The 17,150-nt window shown below is 36.5% G+C and carries 17 protein-coding genes; 14 read left to right on the forward strand and 3 right to left on the reverse strand.

Features of this window, described 5'->3' with window-relative positions; translation table 11 throughout:
* Positions 1-92 precede the first annotated feature (92 nt).
* The 7 genes from HHL20_RS10910 (at position 93) to ribA (ending at position 5,565) form a co-directional block, all read left to right on the forward strand.
* Entirely contained in the window at positions 93-1,109 is a 1,017-nt protein-coding gene (locus HHL20_RS10910) for a sugar phosphate nucleotidyltransferase (protein WP_169231249.1), read from the forward strand.
* Between the two features lie 114 nt (positions 1,110-1,223).
* Positions 1,224-2,072 (forward strand): DUF4292 domain-containing protein, encoded by an 849-nt coding sequence (locus HHL20_RS10915; RefSeq protein WP_169231250.1) that lies wholly within the window; start codon positions 1,224-1,226, stop codon positions 2,070-2,072.
* Positions 2,069-3,634 (forward strand): peptidoglycan DD-metalloendopeptidase family protein, encoded by a 1,566-nt coding sequence (locus HHL20_RS10920; RefSeq protein ID WP_169231251.1) that lies wholly within the window; start codon positions 2,069-2,071, stop codon positions 3,632-3,634. Before HHL20_RS10915 ends, HHL20_RS10920 begins: the two co-directional genes overlap by 4 nt.
* 30 nt (positions 3,635-3,664) lie before the next feature.
* Positions 3,665-3,871, forward strand: a complete 207-nt coding sequence (locus HHL20_RS10925) for a twin-arginine translocase TatA/TatE family subunit (protein ID WP_029297620.1) — start codon at positions 3,665-3,667, stop codon at positions 3,869-3,871.
* Between the two features lie 16 nt (positions 3,872-3,887).
* Positions 3,888-4,502 carry a DUF4254 domain-containing protein gene (locus HHL20_RS10930; protein ID WP_169231252.1) on the forward strand — a complete coding sequence of 205 codons (615 nt, stop codon included), beginning with the start codon at positions 3,888-3,890 and terminating at the stop codon, positions 4,500-4,502.
* Positions 4,499-4,951, forward strand: a complete 453-nt coding sequence (locus HHL20_RS10935) for a hypothetical protein (protein ID WP_169231253.1) — start codon at positions 4,499-4,501, stop codon at positions 4,949-4,951. The genes HHL20_RS10930 and HHL20_RS10935 overlap by 4 nt, the downstream gene beginning before the upstream one ends.
* Before the next feature lie 17 nt (positions 4,952-4,968).
* Positions 4,969-5,565, forward strand: a complete 597-nt coding sequence (gene ribA, locus HHL20_RS10940) for a GTP cyclohydrolase II (RefSeq protein WP_169231254.1) — start codon at positions 4,969-4,971, stop codon at positions 5,563-5,565.
* A gap of 66 nt (positions 5,566-5,631) precedes the next feature.
* Here the strand turns inward: ribA and HHL20_RS10945 are convergent, their stop codons facing one another.
* Entirely contained in the window at positions 5,632-6,159 is a 528-nt protein-coding gene (locus tag HHL20_RS10945) for a hypothetical protein (RefSeq protein ID WP_169231255.1), read from the reverse strand.
* 118 nt (positions 6,160-6,277) lie between these two features.
* Between HHL20_RS10945 and HHL20_RS10950 the strand changes: the two genes are divergently transcribed.
* The 6 genes from HHL20_RS10950 to HHL20_RS10975 all read left to right on the forward strand — a co-directional run bounded on the left by HHL20_RS10950 (position 6,278) and on the right by HHL20_RS10975 (position 12,223).
* The gene (locus HHL20_RS10950) at positions 6,278-7,969 is read left to right on the forward strand and encodes a glycoside hydrolase family 3 protein (RefSeq protein ID WP_169231256.1); all 1,692 of its coding nucleotides are present in this window, start codon (positions 6,278-6,280) and stop codon (positions 7,967-7,969) included.
* Between the two features lie 19 nt (positions 7,970-7,988).
* Positions 7,989-8,633, forward strand: a complete 645-nt coding sequence (locus HHL20_RS10955; RefSeq protein ID WP_169231257.1) for a hypothetical protein — start codon at positions 7,989-7,991, stop codon at positions 8,631-8,633.
* An 18-nt stretch (positions 8,634-8,651) separates the two neighbouring features.
* A complete protein-coding gene (gene bshA / locus HHL20_RS10960; protein WP_169231258.1) occupies positions 8,652-9,800 on the forward strand; it encodes an N-acetyl-alpha-D-glucosaminyl L-malate synthase BshA in 1,149 nt (382 codons plus the stop codon).
* A gap of 418 nt (positions 9,801-10,218) precedes the next feature.
* On the forward strand, positions 10,219-11,484 hold the full coding sequence (locus HHL20_RS10965; RefSeq protein WP_169231259.1) for a DUF2851 family protein: 1,266 nt from the start codon (positions 10,219-10,221) through the stop codon (positions 11,482-11,484).
* A 1-nt stretch (position 11,485) separates the two neighbouring features.
* A complete protein-coding gene (locus HHL20_RS10970; RefSeq protein WP_029297636.1) occupies positions 11,486-11,707 on the forward strand; it encodes a PspC family transcriptional regulator in 222 nt (73 codons plus the stop codon).
* A gap of 3 nt (positions 11,708-11,710) precedes the next feature.
* Positions 11,711-12,223 carry a GNAT family N-acetyltransferase gene (locus tag HHL20_RS10975; protein WP_169231260.1) on the forward strand — a complete coding sequence of 171 codons (513 nt, stop codon included), beginning with the start codon at positions 11,711-11,713 and terminating at the stop codon, positions 12,221-12,223.
* On the opposite strand, the gene HHL20_RS10980 is transcribed toward HHL20_RS10975, so the two are convergent.
* Entirely contained in the window at positions 12,220-13,008 is a 789-nt protein-coding gene (locus tag HHL20_RS10980) for a peptidase associated/transthyretin-like domain-containing protein (RefSeq protein WP_169231261.1), read from the reverse strand. The genes HHL20_RS10975 and HHL20_RS10980 overlap by 4 nt on opposite strands.
* A gap of 24 nt (positions 13,009-13,032) precedes the next feature.
* Positions 13,033-13,770: a carboxypeptidase-like regulatory domain-containing protein gene (locus HHL20_RS10985; RefSeq protein ID WP_169231262.1), complete on the reverse strand. Its 738-nt coding sequence runs from the start codon at positions 13,768-13,770 to the stop codon at positions 13,033-13,035.
* 181 nt (positions 13,771-13,951) lie between these two features.
* Between HHL20_RS10985 and HHL20_RS10990 the strand changes: the two genes are divergently transcribed.
* Positions 13,952-17,092 (forward strand): UvrD-helicase domain-containing protein, encoded by a 3,141-nt coding sequence (locus HHL20_RS10990; protein WP_169231263.1) that lies wholly within the window; start codon positions 13,952-13,954, stop codon positions 17,090-17,092.
* Positions 17,093-17,150 lie beyond the last annotated feature (58 nt).

Genomic DNA, 17,150 nt, shown 5'->3' on the forward strand with positions numbered 1-17,150 from the left:
AAATAATATTAAAACTGCCGAAATACTACCCTTTTATTGCTATCTTTATAAAAAATTAAACAACCATTAAAAAAAACATACTTATATAATTTATGAAAATTATCGTTCCTATGGCTGGACGTGGTTCCAGATTACGTCCACATACTCTTACCGTTCCGAAACCTTTAATTCCGATTGCGGGAAAACCAATCGTACAGAGACTGGTGGAAGATATTGCCAAAGTAGCAGGAGAAGAAATTGAAGAAGTCGCATTCATCATCGGAGATTTTGGTCCCGAGATTGAAAAATCCCTTATTCAGATTGCTGAAAGACTGGGAGCCAAAGGAAGCATTTATTACCAGAACGATCCGCTTGGTACCGCACATGCTATCAAATGTGCAGAGCAGTCAATGAGCGGTAATGTAGTGATCGCTTTTGCCGATACCCTTTTCCGTGCAGATTTTATTTTGGATAAAAATTCGGACGGAGTAATCTGGGTAAAGAGCGTAGAAGATCCTTCCGCTTTCGGGGTCGTAAAATTAGATAACTACGGATTTATTACCGATTTTGTTGAAAAGCCACAAACCTTTGTTTCAGACCTTGCTATTATCGGGATCTACTATTTCAACAGCGCAGAAAAGCTGATGGATGAAATCAATTACCTGATGGATAATAACATCAAGAATGGTGGAGAATACCAACTTACTACCGCTTTGGAAAATCTCCGTGCAAAAGGTGCGAAATTCACATTAGGAAAAGTAAATGACTGGATGGATTGCGGAAACAAAAATGCCACCGTAGAAACCAACAGCAAAATTCTTGCTTACGAACAAGAAGCAATGTCTCAATATCCTGCTTCTGCACAAATCGAAAACTCATTGATCATTCCGCCATGCTTTATCGGTGAAAATGTAAAAATCTCCAACTCAAAAGTGGGTCCAGGAGTTTCATTGGGAAATAATACAGTGATTGTCAATTCTAATATTGAAAATTCCCTAATTCAGGAAAATACAAAAATCAATCATGGAAATCTTTCCAACTCTATGATTGGAAATTCTGCCCAATATTTCGGTGTATCAAGAGAAATTTCCTTAGGAGATTATTCTGTCCTTGATTTTTTATCGAAATAATTTGACCGGAATCAATAATTCAACGCAAATAGCTATCTTCAGACCACACAAAATGTTTTGTGTGGTTTGGCGTTAATATTGCAACGTAATTTTTATAAATTGAAAGGTAAATACATGAAAAACTGGATCATAGTACTATTATTGCTCTTTGCTGTAACATCCTGTAAAACAAGAAATGCTGCTAAAAAATCTCGTAATGCTCTAAAAACCGACAGTACATTTGTACTGGAAAACGATCAGAATCCCAAAGATGTCAATGAGCCTATAAGAAATAAGCTGCCTTTCTTTGAGCATGTTATTCCTCCGGTTCAGTTTGAGCAGATCAAAATCAACAGTAAAGTAAATGTGGAAAGCGGAAGTTTCATTCCTACGTTAGATGCCACTATTTATATTGAGAAAGATAAAAAAGTATGGATGAATCTTCAGGCGTTCATCATCACGGTGGCACGCGGAATAGCAACACCAGAAGGGATAAAGGGACAGGATAAAACCAGCAAAACGTATATTGATTCTGATTTCGATTACCTTAACAATCTCCTGAATGTTAATTTCATTGATTATAAATCCCTGGAAAAAATTCTTTTAGGACGAACCTTCGTAAAAATCAACGACTCACAGTTTACATTAACCCAGAATTCTCAGGGTTTCAAAATGGCATCCAATACCAATCAGAAAATTGAGACCGAAGAACGAACAAGAGAGTATAAAATTGTATTAAACTACGATACCAATTATGATTTGCTGAATGTAAACCTTAAGGATGTACTGTCTCCTGATGAGCTTGACGTATCGTATAGCAATTGGGAAGAAATCAACGGAATCCGTTTGCCCAGAAATGTTAAAATAATTATAAAAGGCTCAAAAAGCAGCCAGATTTTACTGGAAAATACGAAATTTGATTTTTCGAGGATGGATACACCATATTCTGTGCCGTCCAGTTATAAGAAAATCGAAATTAAATGATTAAAAAATTTAGCTTTTTAATAGGTATTTTATTGTTCGGACTGCATCATGGACAAAGCGGTAAAAAAGAACAACTGCAAAAGCAAAATGCTGAACTTAAAAAACAAATTGCTCAGATAAACACAGATTTAGCAAAAACAAGAAATGAATCTAAACTTTCAGTTGCTTACCTTGACAATGTCAACAAAAAGCTGGTACTGAGAGAAAAGGTTTATAACAATACTCAGAAGGAAAAGAGATTTATTGAAGATGAAATTTATCTTCGCCAGCTTGAAATCAACCGACAGAACAGAGAGCTTAAAATCCTCAGGGAAAACTACGCCAAAGTTCTGGTGAATGCGTACAAAAATAAAGGGGTACAAAATAAAGTAACGTTTATTCTTTCTGCCAAAAATCTGGGAGAAGCTATTCGCAGGATGCAATACCTAAAGCAATACTCTGACTATCAGGACAAAAAAGCTGCAGAAATAACCAATGCGGCCACAAAAATCAAGCAATCTATAGCACAGAAACAGAATTCCGTAAAAGAAAAGGCAAATCTTCTTGCCAATCAACAGAAAGATTTAACAACCATTAATGCTGAAAAAGCTCAGAAGGAGCAGCTTGTATCGGAATTTAAGAAAAACGAATCCAAGCTAACTTCAGAACTCAGACAAAAACAGACACAATCTAAAGCACTGGAAGGTCAAATCAGATCTATTATTGCAGAGGAAATCAGAATTGCAAAAGCAGAGGAAGAAGCAAGAAAAAAAGCGGAAGCAGAAAAAATCCGTCTTGCCAAAATTGCTGCTGAAAGAGAAAAAGCTAGAATTGAAGCTGAAAATAAAGCTCGTGCAGAAGCACTGGAAAGAGAACGACTGGCCGCAGAAGCAGAATCCAGAAAAGCATCTGAACTTGCAGCAAAAAGAGCTGAAGAAGAAAGAAAGCGTACGGAAGATGCCGCAAGATCAGAAGCAACAGCCAGAGATGAAGCCAGAAAAGTAGCCGCTAAAAAAGCATCTGATGAAGCAGCAGCAAGAGCAAAAGAAGCCTCTGAAAAAGTTGCAGCAGCAAGAGCCGCAGAAGTAGCGTTAGCTAAAAAGAAGGAAGATGATAAGAAAGCTGCAGAAACAAAAGCAATGACCAATTACGGGGTAACTACCGTTGCAGGAAGCAATTTTGCTGATAACAAAGGAAGATTAGGCTACCCTGCAGATAAAATCGGACAAATTACGCATCGCTTCGGAAGACATCCGCATCCGGTATTTAAAAATATTGACGAAGAAAACAACGGAATAAAAATCTCCGTACCTTCCGGCACAAGAGCAAGGTCAGTATTCCCGGGAACTGTTTCATCTGTATTGGCCAACAGTGACGGAACGAAAACCGTTATCCTTAAGCATGGTAATTATTTTACCATTTATTCTAATCTGGGAAGCGTAAATGTTTCCAAAGGACAGCAGGTTTCGGCAGGAACTCCGGTTGGGGTAATTGGTCAGGATTTTGACGGAACGTATACACTTGATTTCCAGGTATGGAACGGAAGCACACCTGTTGATCCATTAGGTTGGGTTTCTTATTAAAAAAAGATTAACTTTGTAAAAAATTTAGCAATGAATACATTAACAATATTGTCATTATCTTGGCAGCATATCCTGATCGTAGCCATTATTCTTTTGTTACTTTTCGGAGGTAAAAAAATCCCTGAATTAATGAGAGGAGTTGGTTCCGGTATCAAAGAATTCAAAGATGCAGTAAAGGAAGAGGATAAACCGGGTTCTGAAAATAAGACCACCAACAATAATCCTTCAAGCAACTAAAAATTCTTACAATTCGATGAATTTCACAGAGACTGCATGGGCGGTCTTCAATAAGTCTATTGAAGATTATCACATGTCTGATGACGTTAACACTCTAATTAATAACCCGTTCGAAAAAGATACTTTGGAACGGATTTTGTATGCAAAGAACTGGATTGATACCGTTCAATGGCATTTGGAAGATATAATTAGGGATGAAAATATTGATCCGGCTGAAGCGCTCCAGTTAAAAAGAGCAATAGATGCATCAAATCAGAAAAGAACTGATCTGGTGGAATTTATAGACAGCTGGTTTCTTAAAAAATATGAAAGTGTAACTCCTAAACCTGACGCAAAAATCAATACTGAAACTATCGCCTGGGCGGTAGACAGATTATCAATTCTCGCGCTTAAGGTTTATCATATGTCGTTAGAGGCAAACAGAGATTCCGCTTCCGAAGAACACAGAGCCAATTGTCAGGCAAAATTAGATGTTCTTCTTGCTCAGCATGAAGATCTTTCAACTTCTATTAATCAGTTGCTTACTGATATTGAGAACGGTGATGTTAAGATGAAAGTGTACAAACAAATGAAAATGTACAATGATGAAAGTCTTAACCCAGTCCTATATCAAAAGGGGCAACAAAAATGAAACGATTACTTTTCTTTGGGGTATTACTGATTATTACATCTTGCGCAACGGAAAAACAAAATTTTTCTCCGTTGTCTACCGGCTTTTATAGCGAAACCAAAGGATCAGATTCTGATAAGGGAGCAAACAGTATTGATATCAATGTAAAAGGTAATGTAAACGCTTCCGAAATTTCCAATCTGATTGCTACTTTTCCCAAATTCAAAAATACCGCTTTAAACAGTGAAATTATCACGTTAAAATACAGTCTGCAAAACTATCTTTATGCAATAGATGCAGATAATCTGAATGGGAAAAATAAAGCGCTGAAAGACTTTGAAAAATCTTATAAAAAAGTTCAGAAGCTGAGACAAAATCTTAATAAAGATGAAGATGAGATCCTTAACCGTTATCTCGTCAGACTCAAAACAAATGTTTCTGCAATTGAAGATTACATAAAGGGAAATTAAAACTAATTAAGGGGTTCATGATTAAAATTCAGGCGGAGTCCAATGTTCCTACGGAATACGGTACTTTCCGAATGATTGCTTTATCCGAAAACGAGAATGACTGGATGCCACATATGGCTATTGTCGCAGACAAAACAGATTTTTCTAAACCTGTGAACGTACGCTTCCACTCAGAGTGCATTACCGGAGAAGTTTTCCATTCAAAAAAATGCGAATGCGGGCAGCAGCTGGATGCTGCCATGAAATATATCCATGAAAATGGAGGAGTTATTATCTATCTTCGTCAGGAAGGAAGAAATATCGGAATCATTAACAAATTAAAAGCTTATTCTTTACAGGAAAAAGGGTTTGATACGGTAGAAGCCAATCTGAAGTTGGGCTTACCAGCAGATGACAGAAACTTCGGCGTAGCCATAGAAATCCTTAATTTACTGGGAATATTGGATATAAATCTTCTTACCAATAATCCTGAAAAGATAAAATATGTAGAAGAAAGCAATATCCATCTTAATTCTCGGGTTCCTTTACAGATTCCGGCAAACGAAATAAGCCAAGGATATTTACAGACAAAAAAAGATTATTTTGGTCATTTACTGGATGACAACGATAAGTAAAGCAAAAGCTCCGAAATTTCTTTCGGAGCTTTTTTGTAATTATAAAAAACTGAAAAGATATACTTATTATTTCGTAACCACCGTGTTGATTACTTTAGAATCATCAAGATTATAATATTTAATCACACTGTTATAATCTTCGTAATTAACATTTGAGTTTTTCGAACCGCTTGCAGGAACTAAAACAATTCTGAATCTTTGATTATTAAGATATTGATTTGCCTCTGCAGAAGTTAAACCTGTAGCCAGATTAAAGTTTTCATCATCAATTCTGATCTGTACATTTTGAGTATCAAAAACGAAATTGTACTGAAATTCTCTTCCTGTTGGCATTCCCGTCACATTTGGAAGGTACTCCATTTTAGGGATTAACTGCCATGCTGCACCTAAGTTCCTGTATACTAATACAACATCTGTACTGGCTATATTGATTCCCTGCGTGAAAGCGTAACTGTTTGCCGATGTAAAGTTGCCCGTAACATCCCTCATTTGAGAATAAGTATCGCCGTCTCCTACCACATCATCATTATTATCACAGCTGAATATGAATAAGCTTACAAAAGCTAATAGCAAAATTGGAAAAAATTTTTTCATTTTATAAAAGTTTAGTTGTTTTTGTTATTTATAATGCATATTCAAATCATATACCAAAAAACTTAAAAACATTGTTTTGCTCATCTTTTTAATTGTATTTTTGTTATTATTCAAAATTATGAAGAAACTGGTCTCTATATCAATCTTTGTTATATCATTATTAAACCCGAAAATTACGGCCCAATATATCCCTCAAAATCTTTCTAAAGAAGATCTTAAAAAGGCCAACCACTGGGTTGACAAGACGTATAAAAATCTTTCGCAGGATGAAAAGCTCGGACAGCTTTTTATTGTTGCATTATACACCAATAAGGGTGAAAATGAGATTAATACCGTACGAAACATTGTTACAAATGAAAAGATTGGCGGTCTTATTCTGATGCAGGATGACGCAGCAAGAGAAATAAGCTTAGTTAATGAATTCCAGCAAAAATCAAAAGTTCCGTTAATGATCGGAATGGATGCTGAATGGGGATTGTTTCAGAGAATTGCTGCTGCGCACAAATTTCCGTGGGCAATGACTTTGGGAGCTATCCAGGATAAAGACCTGATCCGACAGATGTCTGCCAAAATTGCAGAAGACTGCCACCGAATGGGAATTAACTGGGATTTTGCCCCTGTAGTTGATGTAAATACCAATCCGGATAACCCGATTATCGGTAACAGAAGTTTCGGATCTGAGGTTAGCAATGTTATTAGTTCTGCATCTGCATATGCAAACGGATTACAGGATAATAATATTCTGGCGGCAATCAAACATTTTCCCGGACATGGCGACACCAGTACAGATTCTCATCTGGATCTTCCGGTGGTTTCGCATAGCCTTGACCGACTCAGCAATATTGAACTGGCTCCTTTTAAAGCATTGATGAAAGAAGGAATAGGCGGAGTGATGGTTGCCCATTTGTACGTTCCCAGCCTTGAGTCAGGAAAAGGAATTCCGGCTTCGGTTTCCAAAAATATTATTACAGGCCTCCTGAAAGAAAAATTAGGCTATAAAGGACTTATTATTACCGATGCATTAAATATGGGTGCGGTGGCCAATAAATATAAACCGGGCGAACTGGATGCACTGGCTTTTAAAGCAGGAAATGACATCATGCTTTTCTCCCAGGGTGTGGCAGAAGGAAAGAAACTCATTCAGAAGGCTATTGATAATGGTGAAATTTCTCAGGCAAGAGTTGAGGAAAGTGTAAAGAAAATTCTTCTGACAAAATATTTCTTAGGCTTAGATAAATATAGTCCGAAAAATCCGGAAAACATTAATTCAGATTTAAACAATGATTCTCATAAAATGTTGGTTCAGAATTTATATGCGAGTGCTTTAACCTTATTGAAAGATGAGAAAAAATTGCTTCCTTTAACCGGAAAACAAATCTATTATGTTCCTCTCGAAGAGGCCCCCTTCCAGACATTTGCCCAAGAAATGGGTTCAGGAATCATCATTAAAAAAGCCAATGAGATCAATACAATTCCTGCCAATTCTACAGTAATTATTGGGCTGCATAAAGATAATTCAACCGCTTATAAATCGTATAAAATTTCCGAAGCTTCTAAAAAGGTGTTATCTGATGTGTCAAAAAATCAGAATGTTATCCTGAATGTTTTCGGAAGTGCTTATGCATTGAAAGATATTGATATTTCAAATATTTCTACGGTTCTGGTTTCTTATGAAAACAACGATGACTCAATGACGGCTACAGCCAATGCACTGAAAGGAAAAACAAAAATAGGCGGCAGGCTACCTGTTTTGGTAAATGATAAACTGAAAGCGGGAATGGGAATTGATTTAAATAATTTTCAAAAATAAATTAATAAAAAAACAAATGATGTCAAAAATTATTCAACTTTTCGCTTTTATAGTTATTTCAGTTTCATTCAGTACAAAAGCACAGCAATTTGATGCCACTTTGTACTTTTTGGATGAAAAAAAAAGAACAGGAAAAGCAGATATGGTATCTAACGAAGAGACTAAACTGGCTTTCATAGAAAATGGTTCTAAAAAAAAGGAGAAGATAAAGATAAATTTACTGGATAAAGTAGAATATATCAATCCGAAAAACAATGAGGCAATAACTGCGGAATTAAAAGAATATATTTATTTCTTTTTATCTGATAAACCTAAAACCAATTTTTGCTGGATGAAAAAAATAAATTCAGGAGAAATTTCAACGTATGTTGCTTATGCCTACGATGGTGGGATTAATAACGGATATCATTACTCCGTAACACCTTCTTCTCATGAATATTTCTTCTTTCAGTATAAAAATGAAAAGCCGCAAGTTATTTATATTAACAATAGTATTCCGACTCTTAATAAAAAGCAAATATTAAGAAGACAGATTAGAAATTTCTTCAAAGATAAATGTCCGCAACTTGTAAGTGATTTTGAAGCAGAGAAAATAGTAATTAGAAATAATAATCCGGAAGTATTACGCCAGTATTATGAAAAAAATTGCAGTACAAACAATTAAAAAATACCATCAAAATAAATGAAAATAGGCATACTTTGCTATCCCACCTACGGAGGAAGCGGAATTGTAGCAACAGAACTGGGAATGTCACTTGCCAATAAGGGGTATGAAGTTCATTTTATCAGTAATGCACTTCCGGCGAGATTAGATATTACCAACCCGAATATTTTTTTCCATAGGGTAAATGTTCAGACCTATCCCCTTTTCCAGTACCAGCCTTACGATATTGCACTGAGCTCGATGATTTATCGTGTCGTGAATCTTTATAAGCTGGATCTTCTTCATGCCCATTATGCCATCCCGTATGCGTATGCTGCATTTACCGCAAAACAGATGCTGAAAGAAGACGATAATGATATTCCTTTGGTAACGACCCTTCACGGTACGGATATTACGCTGGTTGGTCAGCATCCAAGCTATAAACATGCCGTAGAATTTTCAATCAATCAATCTGATGCCATTACTTCTGTTTCTGAAAGTCTGAAAAGAGATACCCTGCAGTTCTTCAAAATCAAAAAAGAAATTCAGGTCATTACCAATTTTATTGATAATTCTGAATTTGCCGAACGCAATGAATGCCAGAGAACACAGTTTGCCAATCCTGATGAAAAGATCCTGATCCATGTTTCCAATTTGCGCCCTGTAAAAAGAGTAGATGAAGTTCTTCAGATCTTCAAAAATGTACAGAAAAAGGTAAAATCGAAACTGATTATTATTGGGGAAGGTCCCGATATGGAAAAGGTCAACCAATTCCTCGAGGAAAATCCGGACCTGATTTCTAAAATCCGCCTGCTCGGAAAGGTCAACGACCTGTACCGAATTCTTCAGCTGTCCGATGTATTTTTATTGCCTTCGGAACAGGAAAGTTTCGGTCTGGCTGCACTGGAGGCGATGGCTGCTTACACTCCGGTTATCAGTTCCAATGCGGGAGGAATTCCGGAAGTGAACATCCAGGGAGAAACCGGATTTTTAGCAGAAATCGGAAATGTGGAAGCCATGAGCAATTATACGATTAAACTGTTAAGCAATGAAGAGCTTTTATCTGAAATGAAGAAAAATGCGAAAGAACAGGCCATAAAATTCGATCTGAAAAATATTCTTCCTATCTACGAGGAAATGTACAGAACAACCATTGAAAAATTTAAAAGTGAGCTGACGAAAGCTTAGGCATTTAACTATAAAATATAGGCTGCATTTATTGATAATGCAGCCTTTTTCGTTGTGTAACGTTATGTTTTATTATTTTTTTATAACACTTAAAATTTTATTTTTATTAAACAATAGTTTCAAAACAACCTTTGTAAATCTTATTACCTAAACATAATTATAAAAAAAATAATAATTCCGCTTCTAATTTCTCACTTTACAATCCTGTTTTCTCAGATAACTTACTTAGATGAAAATGATAAAATAATTACTGAGAAAGAATATAATTCCCGACAAATCTCTTATGGAAAGCTTAAAGTATGTAATGATTCATTACAAAAATGTAAGATAATTTCTTCCCGATCAGAAGTAAAAGCTGCCTCAAAATGAAGGCAGCTTATTGTTAGCAGCAATTTCTTAAATTAGCAAAAAAACACTCATGACCGAAAAACTACTCCAATATCTTTGGAACCATAAGATCTTCAAACATTTCGACTTCAGGGATATTGAAGGAAATGCCGTTGAAATCATATACTTCGGGAGATGGAACACCGATTCCGGTCCGGATTTTTTAGAAGCTAAAATAAAAGTCGGCGGCGTTACTTTAGCCGGACATATAGAGCTTCATATAAAGTCTTCCGACTGGATATTCCACAATCATTCCCGGGATCCGAATTATCATAATATTATTCTCCATGCTGTTTATGAGAACGATATGGACATTGATGAGCTCAGAAATAAAAATGTCCCGACCCTCGAACTGAAGAATTACATTAACCGGGATACTCTTTGGAAATATGAAAAGCTGTTAAGCGGAAATCAGTTTATTGCCTGCGAAAACGTATTCGACCCGAAACATATTCCTGTAGGATTTCATGAAGAGAATATTCTTGGCAGGCTTAATGAAAAGTCTGAAGAGCTGGAGAAAAGCCTTAAGAAATTTAAAAATAATTTTGAAGCTGTATTGTTTCACAGCTTTGCATATTCTTTCGGATTAAAAGTGAATGCCGAGATCTTCAGACAGATTGCAGAGAGTATTGATTTTAGCATCATCCTTAGAATACGCCAAAACAAAACGCAGCTGGAAGCATTGCTTTTCGGAATTGCGGGATGGCTGGAAGATCCGAAAGATGAAACGATGAAAATATGGAAACGCGAATTTGATTTTTTAAAGGCTAAATTTAAAATAACCGATGTGAGGTTTCGCCCCAAATTTTTACGGCTCCGGCCGCCTAACTTTCCCACCATCCGACTGGCACAGCTCGCCGACCTGTATTATCAGAATCAAAACTTATTCTCAAAGGTTATCAATGTAACATCCGCTGAAGAATTATTTGAGCTGTTAAAAAACATAAGCGCTTCGGAATATTGGGACAATCGTTTCAATTTCGGGAAAATATCCAGTGTAAACCAGCCAAAAGTTCTGAGCAGAGATTTTATTGAACTCATCATACTGAATACGATTTTACCGCTAAAATACACTTATCATAAATACCATCATGAGGAAATTGCAGACGATCTAATCGCTTTCTATAAAGACTTGGCTGCAGAAAAAAATTCGGTCATTGAAAACTGGAAAAGCTTTAATGTTCCTGTGAGCACCTCTCTTGAAAGCCAGAGCCTGATTTATCATTTCAATCATTTTTGCTTAGAAAAAAAATGCTTACATTGCAGTATTGGATTTAAACTCTTAAAAGAATCTTGAAATGCTAGATAACATCCGCCATAAGATGGAAAGAGAATGGTTCGGCGTTCTTACGAGAACCGGCGCAAAACTGGGTATTCCGGTGTCCAAACTCCGGGTATTCTTTATCTACTCTACTTTTGCAACAGCAGGATTTTTTTTCCTTATTTACCTCGGACTGGCATTCACACTTTGGGTGAAGGATATCTTCATTACCAGAAGGCCTAATGTTTTTGATCTTTAAACTATGGAATTTTTACAGATTACATCCTCTGATGATTACAGAGTGGAAAAAATATACAGCTCCTACTGCACTTCTTTTCCGGAAGACGAAAGAAGAGACTGGGAAAAACTGGCGCCCTTATTTTCTCATCCAAAAGTAAAAATTGTATCGGTATTGCATGAGTCTGAAAACATCGGTTACCTCATCCTCTGGGAACTGAGCAATTATACTTTCGTGGAACATTTTGAGGTTTTTGAAGAATTCCGTAGCAGAAAATTAGGATCGCACATTACAAAATATCTTTTTGAAAACTATCCGAGAATAATCCTGGAAATAGAACCGGAACACCTGAGTGAGAATGCAGCAAGGCGTTATGCCTTTTACCAGAGAAACGGCTTCAGCCTGATTGATGAAATGTATGTACAGCCCAGCTATGGTAAAGGTAAAAAGCCGCTCAATTTGTGGCTGCTGTCCAATTATACTCCTGAAAATTTAAAAGATGTCAAAGACGAAATTTACGACATCGTTTATCATTAACGCGCACTTGTATTTTCAGACGTACTTTCTTTTAATCTTTTAACAAATACCGGAAGAGATTCTTCCATTCTTGATAAGGTGCCTGTCAGGTTTTTAGCTCTTACAAAAGCTCTGGTCTGTGGTTTATCGGAAAAAGAAAATTCAATAAACTCGGAGATTCTTTCTTTAGGAATGCCTTCTTTCATGAAATAATCGTCTTCTACCCTTTCGCGAATCCATGCAATATCTTCCTGCAGATCATCATATTTGTACTGTCTTTTCATTCTTCTCGCATCTCCGCTGACAAGGTCGTAAAGCCCCTGAATATTTAAGTTTCCCAACAAAATAGGAACCAATACCTGCTTTATTTCGGCCGGCGTTTCCCGCATTTTGCCCTTCGGTTGTGGAAGCCCCACCGCATCTTCAACGATCTTTCCTTTATCTACTTTTGCAACCGCACGGGAATCTTTTCTGATATCGCCTGTAAGATTGGCAATTTCAACTTCCTCTATCGGTTCGGCAATTCTTATCAATTTAATATTTGTTTTTTTATCAACCAGGTATTTTGCCTGAATAGAAGATCTTTCATAGCCCGAACGGATAAAGCGCAATTCGTCATCAGGCGCTGCTCCAATGGAAAAACTTCCGTCAGATGAAGTGTACGCTTTTTTCTGCGAAGAGATGTTGATGATCGTCACCGCCGGAAGAGCAACTCCGTCTTCATCAGTAATGGAGCCTTCCACAGTGCTCTGCGAAAATATATGCAGAAAAGGAAATAAAATGAATATTAAAACCTTTATTCTCATTATTTTTTAAATATGATGATCAATTTAAGGAGTTTTGTATGCAGAAATTCTGTTCAGCACAGTGTTTTTAAAGCGGTTCAGATCAGCATCGGTAACATAGCCATATTTGAGAATATTTTTCCTTTCAAAACCGGTTCTCAGAATATACAGAATAAAGTGCTGTATCTGTGCCTTCTCAATCTTCAGATCCTCAAAAAATTCTTCCCCGAGAGAAGTCTGCAAATAATTGAGCAGATCCATGTCATCCCATTTATTTTTAACTTTCCCGATAGAAAATACTCCCTTCGTTACCGGCTGCACAAATTCTCCCGGCCGTGATGCTAAAACAGAAGGTGCCGATTTTCGTTTCATGTAAATAGCAAGATCACTTTTAAGTTTCTCTACTTTCCGCGGAGGATTCAGATTTTTAGAATCAATCTTGATATCTCCGGTGATTTCTTTTTTCACTTCAAGTTCTGCAATAAGAGCAGCAGCTCTTACAAGAGTAATATTGACAGGGGCACTGATGTTTTCACTATTTATTCTTCGGTTTGCACGCTCATAGCCGTTTTTTACAAAGCGAAGCTCATCCCCGCTACGTCCGGAGATCATAAAATGGCCGTCCCGATTTGTTAAGATTCTTTCATCGGTTCTGATATTGATAACCGTAACACCGGAAATTTCAGTATTTTCTTCAGAAGTCACCTTCCCAAAAATATAATCCTGAGCCTGAGCATTAATAAAAAGAAGGGTAAATAAGACAAATAGTAGTTTAATTTTCACGGAAAGTTTTTTATTAGAGCAAAACTATAATTATTTTTAAATATTTCGGGAAGTTTAACCACACTTAACGGGTTTTAGCATTTCTTTTATATTTTTAGCTTTAAAACTGTTAAATCCGAAACTTAAATTGTTAAAATTTCACTTAAAAATTAAGTAACTTGCACATTGAATTCCAATCAAAATGCAAAATTCTTATACAGTTATCAACGCTTCAGCCGGTTCAGGGAAAACCTATGCCCTTGTGCAGCGTCTTTTGATGATCTGTCTCCGGTACCCTAATCAGCAGCAGTCGATCAGGAATATTCTGGCCCTGACTTTTACCAATAAAGCGGCCAATGAAATGAAGGAAAGAATTTTGACATGGCTTGGAAATTTCTCATCAGAAAATTTTGCAGAAAACGGCGATCTGAAAAATATCCAGAAGGCATTTGAGCAGGAAGGCATAAAAATCACGATCGATGAGCTTCATATCCGTGCAAAAAAATTGCTGGATTATGTTCTTCATAATTATTCTACACTTAATATCGGGACTATAGACCGGTTCAATTCCAGGTTGGTGAGAAGTTTTTCTTACGAGCTGGGACTTGCGAAAAATTTTAATCTTGAAATTGAAGCTGAGCCTTACCTCATTGAAGCCGTTGATAAAATGCTTGATCAGATCGGGGAAAATGAAGTCATTTCGGAATCGTTTATGGACTATGTTGATTACAGCCTGGAAAATAACGAACGGATTAATTTAAATAAAAACCTGTATGATTCGGCTAAAGAGTTTGTAAAAGACATTCATTACGAACATCTTAAAAACAATAAGGATTTTGACAGTTCAAATTACGAAAATATTAAAAATACACTTCGTAAAGAGATTGTACTCCATAAAAAACAGGCAGCTGAACTTGCTGCAAAATCTATAGAGCTATTCAGATCCAGAAATATTGAGATTGAAGATTTTGCACAGGGAAAAAACGGAATCGGCGGATTTTTCACAAAGGTTTTAGATTTTTACCAGCAGAAAAGGCCCGGCTTTCCTTTTCCCACGACCGCAGAAGAATCAGTGGTGAATAATTACCGGAAAGGTGCTTCTGCCAAATCGAAAAGCAAAGAGACAGACATTCTGGAAATTCTTGATCAGCTTCTGGAAAACAGGATGCAGCTGATTCTTACCTATATTGAAACACAGAAAAAAGAAAAGATCCTTTCGGCGCTTTTACCGCTGAAAGTGAATAAAGATATTCAGGATGAGCTGAGGAAAATCGAGCAGGAAAATGATCTTGTACTGTTGAGTAAGTTTAATATTCTGATTAATGAAAATCTCAAAAATGAGCCATCAGCATTTATTTATGAAAAAGTAGGCTCTCAGTTTCAGCATTATTTTTTTGATGAATTTCAGGATACTTCAGAACTGCAGTGGCAGAACTTTCTTCCGTTGAGGGATCATTCTATTTCTACTGAAAACACCTCTTTTACGCTTGTAGGTGACCCTAAACAGAGTATCTACCGCTTCCGGGGCGGAGAAAGCAAGCTAATGCTTGATATTATCAATAAAAAAGAAATAACACCTAAGGAAGCTGAACTCCTGGTTTTGAAAGACAACTGGAGAAGTGCCCGAAATATAGTCCGGTTCAATAACGATCTTTATCGGTTTCATTCTGATATTTTAGAAGAAGAGCATAAAAATATTTTCGGGACCGATGCTGAACAGACGCCGAGATCATCAATGGAAGGCCGTGTGAAAGTCAATTTAATTGAAAACCTGACCAATGAAGATTTCTACAATGACACTTCCGAAAGAATGCGGAAAGATATTCAGGAAAGTCTTGATAACGGTTTCAGGTTTTCCGATATTACCATTCTCTGCCGTGGAAATTTTGATATTTTCAGCTATTCCCAAAAATTGGGAAATTTGAAAGTCCATTATAAAGGTGAAGAAACCAATATCAAAACAATTTCTGACAAAGGTCTGACGCTGGAACTATCCAATACATTAAAAGCGGTTATTGAATTCCTTAAATGGGAGGTAAATCCGAAGAATAAACCCAATCTCATCATGATGATGTATTACCTGAATCAGCTGGGAAGAATTCACATGGCCGATTTTACACTGGAAATGAAAGAAATACTCGATCTTACTTCTCATGAAGAAATATTGGAATTTATCCAGAACAGATATGCCCTGAAGCTTAAGCAGGATCATTTCCCAAGATTTAATCTTTACAATTTTGTAGAGTATTACATCAATGAATTTTCTGTTGAAAATAAAGAAACGGATTTCCTCCTGAATTTTCTGGAAATGCTTTTTAATTTTACGCAAAACGCAGGTGCGAGCACGAAAGAATTCCTAAAATACTGGGACGAAGAAGCGTCAACCTATACTATTCAGGCTTCGGAAAATATTGACGCGGTACAGATCATGACGATCCATAAGGCTAAAGGTCTTGAATTCCCTATCGTTTTTATTCCGATGATGAATAAGAACCGTGATGCTGAATTCACCAACTGGTTTGAAACTTCAAAAGACACCCCTTTAAAGTCGGTTAATATTAACCAATTCAGCAAAAATCTTGAAGTTTACGACGAAGAAATTGAAAAATTCAACAAACAAAATTCATATAAAAATTTTGTCGACAGGCTTTGTCTTCAATATGTAGCCACCACACGTCCTGTGGAACAGCTTTTTTTCTATATTCAAAAGGCTAATAAAACTTCGAATAATCTTGAGCTGCTGGAATTTCTCCAGTCCAAAAATCCTGAAAATCTCGACGAGTTTGATTTGTATGAAGTTGATCCTAAAATGCTGAAAAAGTACTCAAAAGAGAAAATTTCATCTTTTAAAACCAAAGATATCCGGGTTCTGAAAAATGTGAGCGAAAGCAATACTTCGATAAAGATTGCCACTCCTTCAAAGAATTATCAGGTACGAAATGAAAAAGTGAGAATCGGTCTTTTTGTACACGAACTTTTGTCGCAGATCAACACGGCAAAAGATATTCCTAAAGTGCTGGAATGCTATATCCTAGAAGGACAGATAACGCTTGAGGAGAGCCTCACGATACAAGCCGAACTCAAAAAAATTATAGAGACCCACGCCGAATTTTTTGACGAGAAATGGGAGGTTATCAACGAAAAAGACATCATGATTTCTGAAAACGGGGAAAGTAAAGTTTACCGTCCAGACCGTATTTTGAAAAATGACGAAGGTTATATTATTGTTGATTTTAAAACAGGAGAAGAATCGGTCAAAAATGAGCGCCAGATTGAGAATTATAAGAATATCCTGGAAAAGCTTGGAAAAAGGGTATTAAAGACACAGTTGATTTATTTGTAGTTAAATAGACTGATAATATTAATACTTATAAATAATTTCGGCGGCACCTTTGGTGCCG

The sequence above is a fragment of the Chryseobacterium cheonjiense genome (assembly GCF_012927265.1).
GTDB classification, from domain to species: domain Bacteria; phylum Bacteroidota; class Bacteroidia; order Flavobacteriales; family Weeksellaceae; genus Chryseobacterium; species Chryseobacterium cheonjiense.